We start from the raw sequence: 16,645 nt of genomic DNA on the forward strand, positions 1-16,645 counted from the left end.
TGGCGGGGCGCGACGCGCTGGCACTCTCCTTGACGGAGTGCTAGCCACGGAATAACCTGCGATTAGCACTCTCACCCTGAGGGTGCCAGCTTCCGGGTCTCGCGACCCGGGTGCGCACGCCAGGCGGACCGGCACCCGCGACGACGGCACCGCCCGGTGGCATGAGGCAGATTGACGCTGGTCAGCCCCGCTGGCCAGCAACGAAACCAGTACCCCAGGAGGGTATGCCCGTGACTACCGCGACCAAGGTTGCGATCAAGCCGCTCGAGGACCGCATCGTGGTCCAGGCGAACGAGGCTGAGACCACCACGGCGTCGGGCATCGTGATCCCCGACACCGCCAAGGAGAAGCCGCAGGAGGGCACCGTCCTCGCTGTGGGCCCGGGGCGCGTCGACGACAACGGCAACCGGGTTCCGGTTGACGTGCAGGTCGGCGACACCGTCCTCTACTCGAAGTACGGCGGCACCGAGGTCAAGTACGCCGGCGAGGAGTACCTGGTGCTCTCCGCCCGCGACGTCCTCGCGGTCATCGAGAAGTAAGCAACCGATCAGTGCCACTGCCCCGGTCCGGCTCGCCGGGCCGGGGCAATGGCGCTTCGAAGGGACATTAATGGCGAAGATCCTGAGCTTCTCGGACGACGCCCGGCACCTGCTGGAGCACGGTGTCAACGCCCTCGCGGACGCGGTCAAGGTCACCCTCGGCCCGCGCGGGCGCAACGTCGTCCTGGACAAGAAATTCGGTGCGCCGACGATCACCAACGATGGTGTGACCATCGCCAAGGAGATCGAGCTCACCAACCCGTACGAGAACCTTGGCGCGCAGCTGGTCAAGGAGGTGGCGACCAAGACCAACGACGTCGCCGGCGACGGGACCACCACCGCGACGGTGCTGGCCCAGGCGATGGTTCGCGAGGGTCTGCGCAACGTGACCGCCGGGACCAACCCGGCCGGCCTCAAGCGGGGCATCGACGCGGCGGCCATGAAGGTCTCCGAGGCGCTGCTCGGCCGTGCCGCCGAGGTCACCAGCAAGGAGTCGATCGCGAACGTGGCGACGATCTCCGCGCAGGACTCCACGATCGGCGATCTGATCGCCGAGGCGATGGAGCGCGTCGGCCGCGACGGTGTCATCACCGTCGAGGAAGGCTCGATGCTCACCACCGAACTGGACGTGACCGAGGGTCTCCAGTTCGACAAGGGCTTCATCTCGCCGAACTTCGTCACCGACCTGGAGGGTCAGGAGTCCGTCCTTGAGGACGCGTACATCCTGGTCACCACCCAGAAGATCTCGGCGATCGAGGAGCTGCTGCCGCTGCTGGAGAAGGTCCTGCAGAACAGCAAGCCCCTGCTGATCATCGCCGAGGACGTGGACGGCCAGGCGCTCTCCACCCTGGTGGTCAACTCGCTGCGCAAGACCCTCAAGGTCTGCGCGGTCAAGGCCCCGGGCTTCGGTGACCGGCGCAAGGCAATGCTCCAGGACATCGCGATCTCCACGGGCGCCGAGCTGGTCGCCCCGGAGCTGGGCTACAAGCTCGACCAGGTCGGCCTGGAGGTGCTCGGCACCGCCCGGCGCGTCGTGGTCGACAAGGAGAACACCACGATCGTCGACGGCGGTGGCCAGAAGGCCGACGTCGCCGACCGGGTGTCTCAGATCCGCAAGGAGATCGAGGCCTCCGACTCCGACTGGGACCGGGAGAAGCTGGCCGAGCGGCTGGCGAAGCTCTCCGGTGGCATCGCCGTCATCAAGGCTGGCGCGGCCACCGAGGTCGAGATGAAGGAGCGCAAGCACCGCATCGAGGACGCCATCGCGGCGACCAAGGCTGCGGTCGAGGAGGGCACCGTGCCCGGCGGCGGCGCCGCCCTGGTGCAGATCCTCTCGGTGCTCGACGACGACCTGGGCTTCACCGGTGACGAGAAGGTCGGCGTCTCGGTCGTGCGCAAGGCGCTCGTCGAGCCGCTGCGCTGGATCGCCCAGAACGCGGGTCACGACGGCTACGTCGTGACGCAGAAGGTCGCCGACCTCAAGTGGGGCAACGGCCTCGACGCCGCCAAGGGCGAGTACGTCGACCTGGTCAAGGCCGGCATCATCGACCCGGTGAAGGTGACCCGCAACGCGGTCACCAACGCCGCCTCGATCGCCGGTCTGCTGCTCACCACGGAGAGCCTCGTGGTGGAGAAGCCGGAGCAGGCCGAGCCGGCCGCCGGCGGCGGGCACGGCCACGGTCACGGTCACCAGCACGGCCCGGGCTTCTGATCCGGTAGCAACACAGGTTCCGGGGCGCACCGCCGTACGGCGGTGCGCCCCGGCTCGTTCTTGCGGGCTGGTAGGTCATTACCGAACGCTGACGTTGTTGGCGACCGGGCAAGATGATCGCGCACACTGGGCCGATGAGCACCACGTCACGGCGGTACGCCGCGTTGGCCGGAATCACCGCCGCCGCCGTCGCGATCGGGATCGCCGAACCGGTCGCGGTGTTGACCGGTCCCCGGTCGGCGCCCCTGGTCGCGGTCGGCGGGGTCATCGTCGACGCCGTCCCCGAGTCGCTGAAGCAACTCGCCATCGACCTCTTCGGCACCGCCGACAAGATCGCGCTGCTGGTCGGCACGGCCGTGTTGCTGGGAGGCTTCGCCGCGCTCTTCGGCGTACTGGCGGTCCGCCGACTGGCACTCGGCCTGGCCGGCATCGCCGCGTTCGGCGCCATCGGCGTGGCCGCCGCGCTGACCCGCTCCGGTGCTGACCTCGCCGACGCGCTGCCGTCCCTGGTCGGCGCCGGTCTCGGCGCCCTGGTGCTCTGGCTGTTCATCGGCGGACCGTTCGAACTGGACCCCTGGTCGTGGTCACCACCCACGCCACCCGCTGGCCCGGTGCCGCCGGCTGGCCCGGCGTTACCGGCTGGCCCGGTGTCGCAGGCTGGGCCGGTGTCGCCGGGCGAATCGGTGCCGGTGTCCCCGGCAGGGCCGGTGCCGGTGACTCCCGCCGGGCCGACGGCGGCGGCCGAACCGGTCGGGCCTGCCGAAGTGGACCCGGAGTCGCGGCGGCGGTTCCTCACCGGCAGCGGGGTGCTGCTCGGCACGGCCGTGGTGGCCGGCCTCGGTGGGCGCTGGCTGGCGGGGCGGCGCGGCGTGTCCGCAGCCCGCGACGCGATCCGCCTGCCCGCGGCGGTCGCCCCCGCACCGGCCGTACCGGCGGGCGCGGACCTCTCACTGGCGCAGCTCGCGCCGTACGTCACCCCGAACTTCGGTTTCTACCGGATCGACACGGCGCTGGTGGTGCCCCAGGTCGACCCGGACACCTGGCGGCTGCGGATCCACGGACGGGTCGGCAGGGAACGCACCTACAGCTACGCGGATCTGCTGGCCCGACCGCTGGTCGAGCGGTACGTCACGCTGGCCTGCGTCTCCAACGAGGTGGGCGGGGACCTGATCGGCAACGCCCTCTGGCTCGGCGTACCCCTGCGGGAACTGCTCGACGAGGTCGAACCGGACGACGACGCCGACCAGGTCGTCGGCCGGTCGGTCGACGGCTGGACCTGCGGCACCCCCACCGCCGCGCTGCGCGACGGACGGGACGCGCTGCTGGCCGTCGGGATGAACGGCGAGCCGCTGCCGGTCGAGCACGGCTTCCCGGTCCGAGTGGTGGTGCCGGGCCTCTACGGCTACGTGTCGGCCTGCAAATGGGTGACCGAACTGGAGCTGACCCGGTTCGCCGACTTCGACGCGTACTGGGTGCCGCGCGGCTGGTCCCCCCAGGGGCCGATCAAGACCCAGTCCCGGATCGACACGCCCAGGGGACGTAACCGGCTGACCGCCGGCCCGGTGACCGTCGCCGGGGTGGCCTGGGCGCAGCACCGGGGGATCCGCCGAGTCGAGGTACGCGTCGACGGCGGCCCGTGGCAGGAAGCCGCGCTGGCCCCGACCGTGTCGGTGGACACCTGGGTGCAGTGGTCCTGGCGCTGGGACGCCACACCGGGGGAGCACCGGCTCCAGGTCCGCGCGACGGACGCGACCGGTGAAACCCAAACCGAACGTACGCAGGACGTCGTCCCGGACGGCGCCACCGGCTGGCACACGATCACCGTCACCGTCCGCTGATCCCCGCCATGGCATCGCTGCCGGGCTGGGTCCGGGGCCTGCTCTCCGGGTGAGCGGGCTGGTTCGCGACTGCGTTGTGGGTCGGCGGGCCGGTTCGCGACCTGCTGCGCGGGTCGGCGGGCCGGGTCGCGACCTGACTGCGGGTTACCCGCGACTCTCCTTCGGGTCGGCGGGTCGGCGGGTTGACCGGTGGTACCCCAGAACCCTGTCCGCAGATCTTGGACACTTTCCGTCAGGGCTGGACGGAAAGTGTCCAAGATCTGCTGACAGCCACCGACCCGGGCCGCGCCATCCGCCTCCGGCGGGCACCCGACGTCGCCGCCATCCGCGACCAGCGACATGCGCCTGCCGGACACGGAAACGGAAGTGCCGCTGGCCGGCACCCCGGTTTGCGGGTGCCGGCCAGCGGTCGGTGTCGTGCGGTGGTGTTGCCGTGCGGTGGTGTTGCCGTGCGGTGGTGTTGCCGTGCGGTGGTGCTGCGTGCTTGTTTGCGATGGTGCTGTGGTGCGGGTCAGCTGTTCCAGTGCTGGGCGACGAGGTCGGTGGCCTGCTGCTCCCACTGGGCGTAGGCGTCCGGGTAGGCCGAGACCTGCACCGTCTGCGCGGCGTCGGTCAGCGCCATGTCCTGCCACCCGTCGACCTGCTTCAGACCCTTGAGGAACGCGGTCGTGGAGTAGGCGGGGTCGGTGATCTGCTCCGGCGTACCCCAACCACTGGACGGGCGCTGCTGGAACAGGCCCAGCGAGTCGTGGTCGTTCATGTCGCCCAGGTGACCCAGGTTCTCCAACTTCGACTCCTGCAGGCTCGTCGCGATCGAGATGACCGCGGCCCGCTCGGGCAGACCGGCCTTCTTCGTGGCGGCGATGATCGCCTTCACGTTCGCGGTCTGCTCGTCGTTGAGGTTGATGTGCGACTGGTCGCCCTGCGGCTTCGGCGCGTTGGTCTGCACGGCCACCGCAACCGGCTTGGCATCCACCGGGTTGGCGTGGGCGGCGATCGGGCCGGCGAACACACCACCGGCGAACGCGAGACCAGCAACGGACAGCATGCTCTTACGCATGATCGTGTTCATGGGGGTAGCTCCTTCGGGGGTAGAACACCCGCACCGCCAAGGGGGGCGGCGGTGATGGGTGTGAGCACCTCGTCCGGCGCTGCACAAACAAAGGGGGGAAAGTCTGAGGGGGTGACGCCCATCGGGCGTCGGGGTCGGCGACCTGCCGAGCGGGGGGGCTCGTGGCGCCGGGACCCTGTGTAACGACCGGGGGGCCAGGGTCATTCCGGGGTCGGCCCATCCACCGGCACCCTCATCGTGGCAGTGCCTGCGGTCGTTCGTGGGGACTGACTGTAACCATCGGGGGCCGGGGTCATTCCGGGGTGGCCCACCCCGTCGGCACCCTTGTCGTGGCGGTGCCAGGTGGTCGTTCGTGGGGACTGCAACGACCGGGTGGAGGCTGGCATTCCAGCCTGCGCGACCAGCCCCTCAAGCATTCGGCGGCGGGTCGGTGGTACTGCGATCGTCAGGGGTATGTAACGACCCCGGCCCGGCCATGATTCCGCCCCACGAGTGCATCCAGTCACCGGACAAAGGCCGCGTACCTCGCAGGAGCTTAAGCCGCGCACCCGGCCTGAATGCCCCAGACCGGACAAAACTCCTCAGGGCGCCTCTTCTGCCTGCCCCTCGGACCGGACACTTGGCTTGATCCACTCGAGGTCATTGAAATCGGGGTGTCCGGGCCGGCGGGATGCCCCGACATCAAGGAACCCGTGTTGATCACGGCCTTGTCGGCGGCGGCGCGGGGGCTGGCCTTGGTGGAACCGCACGAACGACACGAAACCGCGCCCTCCGGGTGAGGGCGCGGTTTCGCGGATGTTGGGGACGCGTCGGGTCAGGCGACGTTGCGTTGCGCCGGGACCGTCGACTTGTGCGGGCGGCCCAGTCGGGCCTCCAGCCGCGCGACGTCGACCCGGGCGTGCCGACGGTCTGCCAGGTCCTCCCAGCCGACGGCGAGCAGTCGCAGGCGCTCCGACTCGCTGAAGCCGCCCCACACGCCGTAAGGCTCCCGTACCGACAGGGCGTGAGCGGCGCACTCGGCGCGAACCGGGCAGGCGCGGCAGACCGACTTGGCGGCGGACTCGCGACGCAGCCGGGAAGAACCACGCTCACCGTCGGGGTGGAAGAACTGGGCGCTGTCGCGCCCTCGGCAGGCACCGAGTCGCTGCCAGTCCCAGAGATCGACGATGGGTCCGGGCAGTCTACGTACGTTCGACATCAGCACCCCTCCTCCCGCGCGGCTCCGCGAGAATCCTTATGGCCGGCATCCGGGCGGCGGGCCGCGCAGGCGCACCGTTCCCGGCCTGGATCTCCCGGTACCCGGGCTGTCGTCAACTCACACGTCTGTGATCGAAAACGTCCGGGAAATTGCGGCTTTTGCCCCATCTGTCGGAAAAGTTCGAAGGATTGCCGGGAACCCCCTCCCCAGCCGACCGCGTCATGGTCTGCTCGTTGGCGGAGAGGAGACCACAGTGCGTACCGTTCTTGTGTGCGTTCGGACACCACTCGCGGCCCAGCACCTTACTTCTGCTGCCGCGCGGCTGGGGTTGTCCGCGATCGTTCGTACCGCCGTCTCTGATCCCGAGGTGATGCTGCGGCTGGCCGAGCGGCCGGCCGACGTGGTCCTGGCCGACACGGCCCTCACCCGGCCGGACAGCGCCGGCTTCGTCCGCCGGGTGTTGGCGCGTGCGCCGCAGGCGGCGGTGCTGCTGCTCGGCACCGAGGAGTCCGAGGCCGCGGCGGCCACCATCAGCGCCGGCGCCCGGGGGCTCATCCAGAATGTCGACCATGACCTGACCAGCGCTGTGGCGAAGGCGCTACTGCTGCTCACCGCGCCTGGTCGAGCCTCCCGGCAGCGGATCACCGATCCCGCCCGCGACGCGGCGGCGGTGGGTGGTTCCGGCCGCTCCGGGCCGTCGCCGCGCGGTTCCGGTGAGCCCGGCTGGGCGGCCACAGCCGCCGACGGGCCGGCCGGGGTGGCGTCGGTGCCGGTGCAGCGGGGCGACGACGAGGCGGAGGCGGGGACCGGCGAGTCGCCGGCGCAGACCGACCCGGGCCGTCCCGCTCCGAACGCCCGACCCAGTCGGGCGTCGATCGGCCTTACCGAGCGTGAGCTTCAGGTGCTGCTCGGCATGGCCGAGGGCAAGAGCAACGCGGAGATCGGCCGGGAGCTGTTCGTCTCGGAGGACACCGTCAAGACGCACGCCCGCCGGTTGTTCCGCAAGCTTGGTGCCCGGGACCGGGCCCACGCCGTGGCGGCGGGCTTCCGCGCCGGTCTGGTCGCCTGACATACGCACGTCGGGCGGCCACAGGGCACGCCGCGCGGCAGCCGGGCACGCCGCGCGGCAGCCGGGCACGCCGCGCGGCAGCCGGGCACGCCGCGCGGCAGCAGGGCACCCGGAGCGCGCGGCAGCAGGGCACGCCGTGGGGCAACGAGGCACCGGGCCGCGGGGCATCTGGGGCGCGGCAGTGGGTACGTCGCGCGGCAGCGGAGCACCCGTGACGCGCGGCATGCGGGTGTACCCGCCGCCCGGCGGTGTTACGTGGTGGCGGTCGGGGCGCCCGGCTCGTCCTCGGTGCCCTCGGACAGGGTGTCGTGCACCCCGTCCGCGTACCCCCGGGCGTAGTCCCAGGTCACGTAGTGGTCCGGGTCCGGGTCGTAGGCGGGCTCGTGCACCCGGGGTCGGCCCGAGTTGAGCAGGTGCCGCAGGTTGCCGCGGAGCAGGTCCCAGTCGAAGTAGTGCGGCTCGCGACAGTCCTCGCATTCGATCACCAGCCCGCGGACCCCGATCGGGGCCAGCAGAGCCTGGTAGATCTCCAGGTCAGCGAGGTCTTCCAGCACATCCTGCCGCTCGACGTCGGTCAGCGGATCCGGCGTCGCGTCATCGCCCGGGTCATCCAGACCCGCTGTCGGATCGGCCGGGTCGCCATTGAACGGGTCGATGGGCTCGTCGTGCACCCCCTCACCGTAGACCCAACGCGGCGCGAACGTCCGCCCCCCGGCCTCCGCGCCGGGCCGGCCTGCCACGGACGGGTCGCCCAGCTCACTGGGTACGATGAGGCGACGTGCCGGCATCGTGGCGCGCTCCGGTGCCCGCCCGCGCCACCTCGCTGAAGCCCATCCGAGCAGCTCAGGGGAGCAATCGTGGAAAATTCGCCCAGCACCGATCTTCCGGCCGGCGTCGAGCACGCCGACCTGGGCGGCCACCTGCCCGAGCTGCCGGCCGGCTCCGCCCGGGTGGTTCCGCTCGGCCTCACCTTCGACGACGTGCTGCTTCAGCCGGGCGAGTCGGACGTGGTGCCCAGCCGGGTCAACACCCGGACGAGGCTCACCCGCAACATCGAGTTGTCCATTCCGCTGCTGTCCAGCGCGATGGACACGGTGACCGAGGCCCGAATGGCGATCGCCATGGCCCGCCAGGGCGGCATCGGTGTGTTGCACCGCAACCTCTCCCTGGAGGACCAGGCCCTCCAGGTCGACCTGGTGAAGCGCTCCGAGTCCGGCATGATCACCAATCCGGTGACCGCCAGCCCGGACGACACGCTGCGCGAGGTCGACGAGCTGTGCGGGCGTTACCGCATCTCCGGCGTTCCGGTGGTGGACGGCGACGGCCAGCTGGTCGGCATCGTCACCAACCGGGACATGCGTTTCGTCTCCGAGCCGAACACTCCGGTTCGGGAGATCATGACCCACACCCCGCTGGTCACCGCGCGGGTCGGGGTGAGCAAGGACGACGCCCTGGCGCTGCTGCGTCAGCACAAGGTCGAGAAGCTGCCGATCGTCGACGACTCGGGCCGGCTGCGTGGCCTGATCACCGTCAAGGACTTCACCAAGAGCGAGCAGTACCCGGATGCCAGCAAGGACGACGCCGGCCGGCTGCGGGTAGCCGCCGCCATCGGTGTGGGCGAGGACGCGTACAAGCGGGCCCGCGCCCTGGTCGACGCGGGCGTCGACGTGCTGATCGTGGACACCGCGCACGGTCACCAGCGGGCCGTGCTGGACATGGTCCGGCGGCTCAAGGCCGACGTGGCTGTCGACGTCATGGGCGGCAACGTGGCCACGTACGCCGGCGCCAAGGCGCTTGTCGACGCCGGCGCCGACGGCGTCAAGGTGGGCGTGGGTCCGGGCGCGATCTGCACCACCCGGATCGTCGCCGGGGTCGGCGTGCCGCAGGTGACCGCGATCATGGAGGCGGCCCGGGCCGCCCGCCCGGCCGGCGTGCCGGTGATCGGCGACGGTGGCATCCAGTATTCCGGTGACATCGCCAAGGCCCTGGTGGCCGGCGCCGACACGGTGATGCTCGGCAGCCTGCTGGCCGGCTGCGAGGAGAGCCCCGGTGAGCTGATCTTCGTCAACGGCAAGCAGTTCAAGACGTACCGCGGGATGGGGTCGCTCGGCGCGATGCAGTCCCGGGGTCAGGCCAAGTCGTACAGCAAGGACCGTTACTTCCAGCAGGACGTGCTCAGCGACGACAAGCTGGTCCCCGAGGGCGTGGAGGGTCAGGTGCCCTACCGGGGGCCGCTGTCCCGGGTCGCCCACCAGCTGGTCGGCGGGCTGCGGCTGGCAATGGGGTACGCCGGTGCGGAGAACATCCCCGATCTGCACCGCCGGGGCCAGCTCATCCGGATCACCGCGGCTGGTCTGAAGGAGAGCCACCCGCACGACATCCAGATGACCGTCGAGGCGCCCAACTACCACACCCGCTGACCCAACACCCCCAACCACCTGGAGTCCCCCATGCGTGACGTGGTCGAGATCGGGCTGGGCAAGACCGCGCAGCGCGGCTACCACCTGGACGACATCGCCATCGTGCCGAGCCGCCGTACCCGCGACGTCGACGACGTCTCGACGTCGTGGCAGCTCGACGCGTACCCGTTCGGCATTCCGTGCGTCGGCCACCCCTCCGACGCCACCATGAGCCCGGCCTCGGCAGTGCGGCTCGGTCAGCTCGGCGGCCTCGGCGTGCTCAACGTCGAGGGGCTCTGGACCCGCTACGAGAACCCGACCAAGGTGCTGGACGAGCTGGCCGGCCTCGACGAGGAGGCCCGCGCCACCAAGCGGCTCCAGGAGGTGTACGCCGAGCCGATCCGCCCGGACCTGATCGCGGAGCGGGTCCGCGAGCTGCGCGCCGGTGGCGGCACGGTGGCGGTGCGGGTCTCCCCGCAGCACACCCTCGCGCTGGCGCCGGTGATCCTGGACGCCGGGGTGGACATCCTGGTCATCCAGGGCACCATCGTCTCGGCCGAGCACGTGTCGACCACCGACGAGCCGCTGAACCTCAAGGAGTTCATCGCCGACCTCGACCTGCCGGTGATCGTCGGTGGCTGCACCGACTACAAGACGGCGCTGCACCTGATGCGTACCGGCGCGGCCGGCGTGATCGTGGGCATCGGTGGCGACGAGTGGTCGACCACCGAGTCGGTGCTGGGCATCCGGGTGCCGATGGCCACCGCGATCGCCGACGCCGCGGCGGCCCGCCGTGACTACCTGGACGAGACCGGCGGCCGGTACGTGCACCTGATCGCCGACGGTGACATCCAGACCTCGGGCGACATCGCCAAGGCGCTCGGTTGCGGCGCCGACGCGGTGATGCTCGGTGAGCCGCTGTCGCTCTGCGACGAGGCCCCCGCCGGTGGTGCCTGGTGGCACTCGGCGGCGAGCCACCCGTCGCTGCCCCGGGGTGCCTTCGAGGTTTCCGGTGAGCCGCTCGGGTCGATGGAGCAGTTGCTCTTCGGGCCGGCCGACGAGGCCGACGGCCAGCTCAACCTGTTCGGTGGGCTGCGTCGGGCCATGGCCAAGTGCGGTTACCGCGACCTGAAGGAGTTCCAAAAGGTCGGTCTGGTCCTCGACCGCTGACCGATCCGTCAGACGCCGGAAGGCCGGCCCCGCCTGGCGCGGGGCCGGCCTTCGTCGCGTTCAGCGCGGAGTCACTTCTCCACGTAGATGGTCAGGTCGGACATGTTCTGGTAGCTGGTCGCCGCGAAGTCGAGCGACTGGCCCTTGTTGTCAGCGCCGCCGGGGGCGGTGTCCATCTCCCAGTTGGCGTGGTGGAAGTTGCGCTCGCCGATGGTCTGGAAGAACTGCTGGAAGTTGAGGTCGCCGTCGCCCAGCGGGGTCATCTGGTACCCGTTGGGCACGCTGGTGTCCCGGTCGCCGTCCTTGGCGTGGAAGAGCGGGAACCGGGTGGTCCGGTCGGCCACGGTGAGGATCGGGTCGAACAGGTCGGTCACCTCCTGGCCGGCCGGGTTGACGTACTTCTGGTGCTTGTAACGGGCCACGTAGGCCCAGTAGATGTCCAGCTCGAAGAAGACGTACCGCGGGTCGGTGATCTCGAAGAAGTACTCCAGCCGGCGGATGCCGGAGGACCGGGTCTGCCGGCCCTGCGCGTCGCGCGGGCCCCGGTCGATGAGGAAGCTGTACGCGGCGTCGTGGTTGTGCGTGTAGAGACGCATGCCCCGGGCCTTGGCCTGCCGGCCCAGCTCGTTCCAGATGTCGGCGGCGGCGTCCCACTCGGCCTTGTAGGCGCTGCTGGTCGGGTCGCTGCCGGTGCCGATGTTCTTCATGCCGAGTTCCTCGGCGATGTCCAGTTGTTGCTGGAAGGTGGCCGGCTGGATCGAGGCGTGGGTGCCGTTGGCCACCAGGCCGTTGTCATCGAGGATCTTGCGGATCTCGGCGGGGGTGATCTGCCGGCCCAGGATCTCGGTGCTCTGGGTGTAGCCGGCGAACTCGATCTCCTTGTAGCCGATCTCGGCGAGTCGGGCGAGGACGCGCTCGAAGCCGTACGGCACCCCGCTGTCGTCGGGCGCGGCGGTGATCCGGTCGCGGACGCTGTAGAGGATGATGCCGCGGTTCCTGGCCGGGATCAGCGGCTCCACCCGCAGCTTGCTCGCGTTGCCGGGGTTGGCGAGCGCGGGGGTGCCGGTGGCGAGGACGGGTAGGCCCGCCGCGCCGATCGCGGCGGCGGCGCCGGCGGAGGCGGCGAGCAGGGATCGGCGGCTGAGCCGGCCCGTGGGGGTGGCGTCGGGGGCGGTGTGGTCTGGCATGGTTCCACCTTTCGCGACGGTGGTCGGAGACAGACACTAACGTCGGTCTAAGTCGAAAGAAAGGTTCGATCGACGGCAGCTTTTGTTCGATCCGACGAAAGTCACTGATGATCGTCGATGCCGGCCGCGCGGCCCGCGATGCTGACTACGCTCGTCCTGACCGCAACGCCGCAGAAGACCGCAACGCCGCAGAAGACCGCAACGCCGCAGAAGGCCGGGTGCCGCAGGAGGGGTGGGCATGGTCCTGACCGGACGGAGACTGCGCGTCGCCGCGCTGACCTGCGCGATCGGGCTGGCCGCCACCGGCTGTACCGGCGACGGCCGCGACGGCTTCCGGCCCGGTGCCGCCGACGTCGGCGACCCGTACGTGCCGGGGCACGGCAACGGCGGTTACGACGTCGGGCACTACGGCCTCGACATCCGCTACGACCCGTCGACCGACCGGCTGACCGGTCGAGCCGTCATCACTGCCACCGCCACGCAGGACCTGTCCCGGTTCAACCTGGACCTGGTCGGCCTGGACGTCCGCGCGGTCAGCGTGGGTGACGCGGAGGCCGAGCATCGGCGCGGCGACGGCGAGTTGGTGGTGACCCCCCGCGACGGACTGCCGCGCGGCCGGCAGTTCACAGTGACCGTCGAGTACGCGGGCGTCCCCACTGCCGTCGACGACGGGGCGTTGGGCAGCGGCGGTTTCCTGCACACCGCCGACGGCGCGGTGGCGCTCGGCCAACCCGACTCGGCCGCCACCTGGTTCCCGGTCAACGACCACCCGTCGGACAAGGCCACCTACGACCTGGCGGTGACCGTCCCGGACGGTCTGGCCGCGCTGAGCAACGGCGTACCCGGGCCGAAGAGCAGCGCCGACGGCTGGACCACCTGGCGCTGGTCGGAGCGCGCCCCGATGGCCAGCTACCTGAGCACGCTCGTGATCGGTGACTACCGGGTGGTGACCGGCACGCACGCCGGCCGGCCGATGGTCACGGCGGTGGCCGCGAGCCTGCCGGCGACCGGGGGCGCGGCCACCTCGCTGGCCCGCACCGGAGCGATCGTCGACTTCCTGGCCAGCCGCTTCGGCCCGTACCCGTTCGACTCGTACGGGGGGATAGTGATCGCCGACGACCGGGTCGGGTACGCGCTGGAGACCCAGTCCCGGCCGGTCTACGGGCCTGGCTTCTTCGCTGACGACCGGCCGAACCCGAGCGTCGTCGCGCACGAACTGGCGCACCAGTGGTTCGGCGACAGTGTGTCGCTGACCAGGTGGAGCGACATGTGGCTCAACGAGGGCTTCGCCAGCTACGCCGAGTGGTTGTGGGAGGAACACGACGGCGGCCGGACCGCCCAGCGCAACTTCGAGACCCAGTACGCGGCGACCGACTGGACGCAGCCGTCGGTCGAGCCGGGCCGGGAGCAGATGTTCGGCACTGCCGTCTACAAGCGCGGGGCGCTCGCCGTGCACGCGTTGCGCCGGACCGTCGGTGACGACCTCTTCTTCCGCATCCTGCGCACCTGGACCAGCGAGCGGGCGGCGGGCAACGCGACCACCGCGGACCTCGTCGCGCTGGCCGAGCGGGTCGCCGGGCGGCAACTGCGCCCGCTCTTCGACGCCTGGTTGGTGGGTGGGTCGGCCCCCACACTGCCGTGACCCCGCCCCGCTGCCCGGTCGATATGCTGCCGCCTGCGAACGGCGGGTAGGCGCCCGTTCGCGCGGGACGGCGGAGGCCGTGACCGGCCACCGTGCGGAAAGGGTGTGGGATGCGGGCGACGCGGCACAGACTGCGAGTGGCTGCCAGCCTGCTGGTGACCGGTGCGCTCGCACTGTCCGGATGCGACTCGGCGGGCCCGGAGACGGCCCTACCACCGAGCGCGTCGCCCACGCCGGCGCGGACGTTCGCCGCAGGCGCCGACGGGGTGGGCGACGCCTACTTCCCGACCTACGGCAACGGCGGCTACGACGTCGGTCGGTACACGGTGAAGGTGCGCTACGACCCGGCCAAGGACCAACTGACGGGTACGACCACGGTGCGGGCCACCGCGACAGCGGACCTGTCGACGTTCAACCTCGACCTGGCCGGCCTGACCGTCAGCGCGGTCACCGTGGACGGCGCACCGGCGACCCACAGCCGCAAGCGGAACGAGCTGGTGATCAAGCCGGCTTCCGGCCTGATCAACGGCAACGGGTTCGTCGCCGAGGTCACCTACGCCGGCAAGCCGAAGCCGCTGAAGAACGAGACGCTCGGTGACGGGGGCTTCCTGCACACCGCCGACGGCGCCATCGCGCTGGGTCAGCCCGAGTCGGCCAGCACCTGGTTCCCGGTCAACGACCACCCGTCGGACAAGGCGGCCTACGACTTCGAGGTCACAGTTCCGGACGGCCTGACCGCGATCAGCAACGGCGTTCCCGGCGGGAAGACCAGCACTGGCGGTTGGACCACCTGGAAGTGGTCGGAGAAGTCGCCGATGGCCAGCTATCTGAGCACGCTGGTGATCGGCAAGTTCCGGATCACCACCGGCGAGCACAAGGGCCGCCCGGTCTACAACGCGGTCACCACCACCGAGGCCAAGGGCAACGCGGACGCGTCGATCGCGCAGACCGTCGCGGTGGCCGACTACCTGGAGAGTGTGTTCGGGCCGTACCCGTTCGACGCGTACGGCGGGGTGGTGATCTCCGACAGCCGGATCTCCTACGCCCTGGAGACGCAGAGCCGACCGGTCTACGCGGCGAGCTTCTTCCGGCGGGGCGAGAACACCGAGGTCGTCGCCCACGAGCTGGCCCACCAGTGGTTCGGCGACAGCGTCGCGTTGGCCAAGTGGGAGGACATCTGGCTCAACGAGGGCTTCGCGACGTACGCGGAGTGGCTCTGGGCCGAGCACACCGAGGCGTACACCGCCAAGGAGGCGTTCGACAGACGGTACGCCGAGATGTCCGCGCAGGTGTGGAGGACGCCGCCGGGCAAGCCGGGGGTGGAGAAGCTGTTCAGCGAGTCGGTCTACCAGCGCGGCGGGATGACCCTGCACGCCCTGCGGGTGGCCGTCGGCGACAAGGCGTTCTTCGAGATCGTCAAGACGTGGGCGGCGGAGAAGCGCGACGGCATCGCCACCACTGCCGAGTTCGTGGCAGTGGCCGAGCGGATCTCCGGCAAGCAGCTCGATGCGATCTTCGACGCCTGGCTCTACGGCACCAAGAAGCCCGACCTGCCCAAGCGGCTTTGAGTGCCCGTCAGTTCTTGACGACCAGTTTGGGGTGGGCGGCCAGGTAGGCGTCGGCGCGGCCGGCGCGGAGTTCGGTGAGGAACTTCCGGCCCTCGCTGGTCAGCTGTTCCCCCCGGTACGCGCTGCCCTTGCCGACGCCGGAACCGGGCAGTCCGACCAGCGTGAAACGGTTCTCCGGCAGGCCACCGAGGGCGTACGCGATGTCCACGATCCGGCGTCCGCCCACGTAGACCAGCGTGTCGCCGAGCGCGGAGACCACCTGGTCGACGCGCTCGGGTTGCCGGGCGAGGCCCTCGTCCAGGATCTTGCGGGTCATCGCTCGGATCAGCTGCTGCTGGTGACGCTGCCGGGCGTAGTCACCGCCGGTGATGTAGCGCTGCCGCGCGTAGTCCAGCGCCTGCCAGCCGTTGAGGTGCCGGTCGCCCTTCTCGTAGACCTGCTGCGGCCCCTTGTAGCCGCCCGGCGCGCTCTCCCGGTACTTGCCGTCCGGTCGGCGGTGCAGCGACTCGACCCGCTGGTCGACGTAGATGTCGACCCCGCCCAGGGTGTCGACCAGCCGGTCGAACCCGTTGAAGGTGAGCACCGCGCCCGCGTCGATGCGCAGACCGGTGTAACCGCTGACAGTGCTGCGCAGCAGCTCGTACCCCTGGGCGGTGCTTGGTTGTTTGGGTTTGCCCGGCACCCGGCTGCCGAAGCTCATCGCGTGCGTGAGTTTGGTCTTGCCGCCCTTGTAGCCGGCCTTCGGGAAGGCCGGGATGTCCACCAGCAGGTCGCGGGGGAGCGAGAAGAGGTACGCCCGATCCAACCCCTTGGGGACGTGCAGCACCAGCACGGCGTCCGAGTGCGGCTCCCACCCGGGCACGCTGACCCGGGTGTCCACACCGACCAGCAGCAGGTTGAGCGGGCCGGTGATGTCCGCGCCCGGCGGTGGGCCGCTGGGGCTCGGCGTCGGCGTGCCGATCGGCGACGGGGTCGGTGAGCCGGCCACCGGAGCGCCGCCCGGCTTGTTGTCGCCGGTCAGCCGGGTGATCACCACGGTGCCGGCCGCGATCAGCGCGACGACGGCGAGGGCCGCCAGCCCCAGCAGCAGCCACCGTCGGCGCGGCGCCATCGACCCGAGAACCATGTTGGATTCCTTCCACCCGTCTGGTGAACAACGCTCCGACGGGTGCTCCGGGTTGCGGCCGGGAGACGCCGGGTCGGTCGGCCGGAGCATGATCGCGCGAAAAGTGCCGCTGGCGCGAGCGCTACT

13 protein-coding genes are annotated in these 16,645 nt (G+C 70.7%); 8 read left to right on the forward strand and 5 right to left on the reverse strand.

What is annotated here, in order from left to right; all coding sequences use genetic code 11:
* The first annotated feature begins 224 nt into the window (after positions 1–224).
* The 3 genes from groES (at position 225) to OG598_RS30980 (ending at position 4,088) form a co-directional block, all read left to right on the forward strand.
* Positions 225–539: a co-chaperone GroES gene (groES, locus tag OG598_RS30970; RefSeq protein ID WP_030330046.1), complete on the forward strand. Its 315-nt coding sequence runs from the start codon at positions 225–227 to the stop codon at positions 537–539.
* Between the two features lie 70 nt (positions 540–609).
* On the forward strand, positions 610–2,250 hold the full coding sequence (gene groL, locus OG598_RS30975) for a chaperonin GroEL (RefSeq protein ID WP_210783328.1): 1,641 nt from the start codon (positions 610–612) through the stop codon (positions 2,248–2,250).
* 134 nt (positions 2,251–2,384) lie between these two features.
* Complete coding sequence (locus OG598_RS30980; RefSeq protein ID WP_328652154.1) at positions 2,385–4,088, forward strand: molybdopterin-dependent oxidoreductase; 1,704 nt, start codon at positions 2,385–2,387, stop codon at positions 4,086–4,088.
* A gap of 511 nt (positions 4,089–4,599) precedes the next feature.
* On the opposite strand, the gene OG598_RS30985 is transcribed toward OG598_RS30980, so the two are convergent.
* Together OG598_RS30985 and OG598_RS30990 are read right to left on the reverse strand one after the other, a co-directional pair.
* Positions 4,600–5,160, reverse strand: coding sequence for a hypothetical protein (locus OG598_RS30985; protein WP_328652155.1), 561 nt, complete (start codon positions 5,158–5,160; stop codon positions 4,600–4,602).
* Positions 5,161–5,974: 814 nt separating this feature from the next.
* Positions 5,975–6,358 (reverse strand): WhiB family transcriptional regulator, encoded by a 384-nt coding sequence (locus tag OG598_RS30990; RefSeq protein ID WP_091406539.1) that lies wholly within the window; start codon positions 6,356–6,358, stop codon positions 5,975–5,977.
* 253 nt (positions 6,359–6,611) lie between these two features.
* On the opposite strand from OG598_RS30990, the gene OG598_RS30995 reads away from it, so the two are divergent.
* On the forward strand, positions 6,612–7,427 hold the full coding sequence (locus OG598_RS30995) for a helix-turn-helix transcriptional regulator (protein ID WP_112638563.1): 816 nt from the start codon (positions 6,612–6,614) through the stop codon (positions 7,425–7,427).
* A gap of 251 nt (positions 7,428–7,678) precedes the next feature.
* Here OG598_RS30995 and OG598_RS31000 read toward each other — a convergent pair whose 3' ends face one another.
* Entirely contained in the window at positions 7,679–8,098 is a 420-nt protein-coding gene (locus OG598_RS31000) for a DUF5319 domain-containing protein (RefSeq protein WP_328652156.1), read from the reverse strand.
* A 186-nt stretch (positions 8,099–8,284) separates the two neighbouring features.
* On the opposite strand from OG598_RS31000, the gene guaB reads away from it, so the two are divergent.
* Both guaB and OG598_RS31010 read left to right on the forward strand, forming a co-directional pair.
* Positions 8,285–9,847, forward strand: coding sequence for an IMP dehydrogenase (guaB, locus tag OG598_RS31005; RefSeq protein WP_328652157.1), 1,563 nt, complete (start codon positions 8,285–8,287; stop codon positions 9,845–9,847).
* Positions 9,848–9,877: 30 nt separating this feature from the next.
* Positions 9,878–10,996 carry a GuaB3 family IMP dehydrogenase-related protein gene (locus OG598_RS31010; protein WP_091406427.1) on the forward strand — a complete coding sequence of 373 codons (1,119 nt, stop codon included), beginning with the start codon at positions 9,878–9,880 and terminating at the stop codon, positions 10,994–10,996.
* Between the two features lie 71 nt (positions 10,997–11,067).
* Here the strand turns inward: OG598_RS31010 and OG598_RS31015 are convergent, their stop codons facing one another.
* The gene (locus tag OG598_RS31015) at positions 11,068–12,183 is read right to left on the reverse strand and encodes a sugar phosphate isomerase/epimerase family protein (RefSeq protein ID WP_328652158.1); all 1,116 of its coding nucleotides are present in this window, start codon (positions 12,181–12,183) and stop codon (positions 11,068–11,070) included.
* A gap of 238 nt (positions 12,184–12,421) precedes the next feature.
* On the opposite strand from OG598_RS31015, the gene OG598_RS31020 reads away from it, so the two are divergent.
* Entirely contained in the window at positions 12,422–13,825 is a 1,404-nt protein-coding gene (locus OG598_RS31020) for a M1 family metallopeptidase (protein ID WP_328652159.1), read from the forward strand.
* A 110-nt stretch (positions 13,826–13,935) separates the two neighbouring features.
* Positions 13,936–15,393 carry a M1 family metallopeptidase gene (locus OG598_RS31025; RefSeq protein ID WP_328652160.1) on the forward strand — a complete coding sequence of 486 codons (1,458 nt, stop codon included), beginning with the start codon at positions 13,936–13,938 and terminating at the stop codon, positions 15,391–15,393.
* A 7-nt stretch (positions 15,394–15,400) separates the two neighbouring features.
* Here the strand turns inward: OG598_RS31025 and OG598_RS31030 are convergent, their stop codons facing one another.
* Positions 15,401–16,519 carry an LCP family protein gene (locus OG598_RS31030; protein ID WP_328652161.1) on the reverse strand — a complete coding sequence of 373 codons (1,119 nt, stop codon included), beginning with the start codon at positions 16,517–16,519 and terminating at the stop codon, positions 15,401–15,403.
* Positions 16,520–16,645 lie beyond the last annotated feature (126 nt).

Origin of the sequence: Micromonospora sp. NBC_00330, from assembly GCF_036136635.1 — a bacterium.
GTDB classification, from domain to species: Bacteria; Actinomycetota; Actinomycetes; order Mycobacteriales; family Micromonosporaceae; genus Micromonospora; species Micromonospora salmantinae.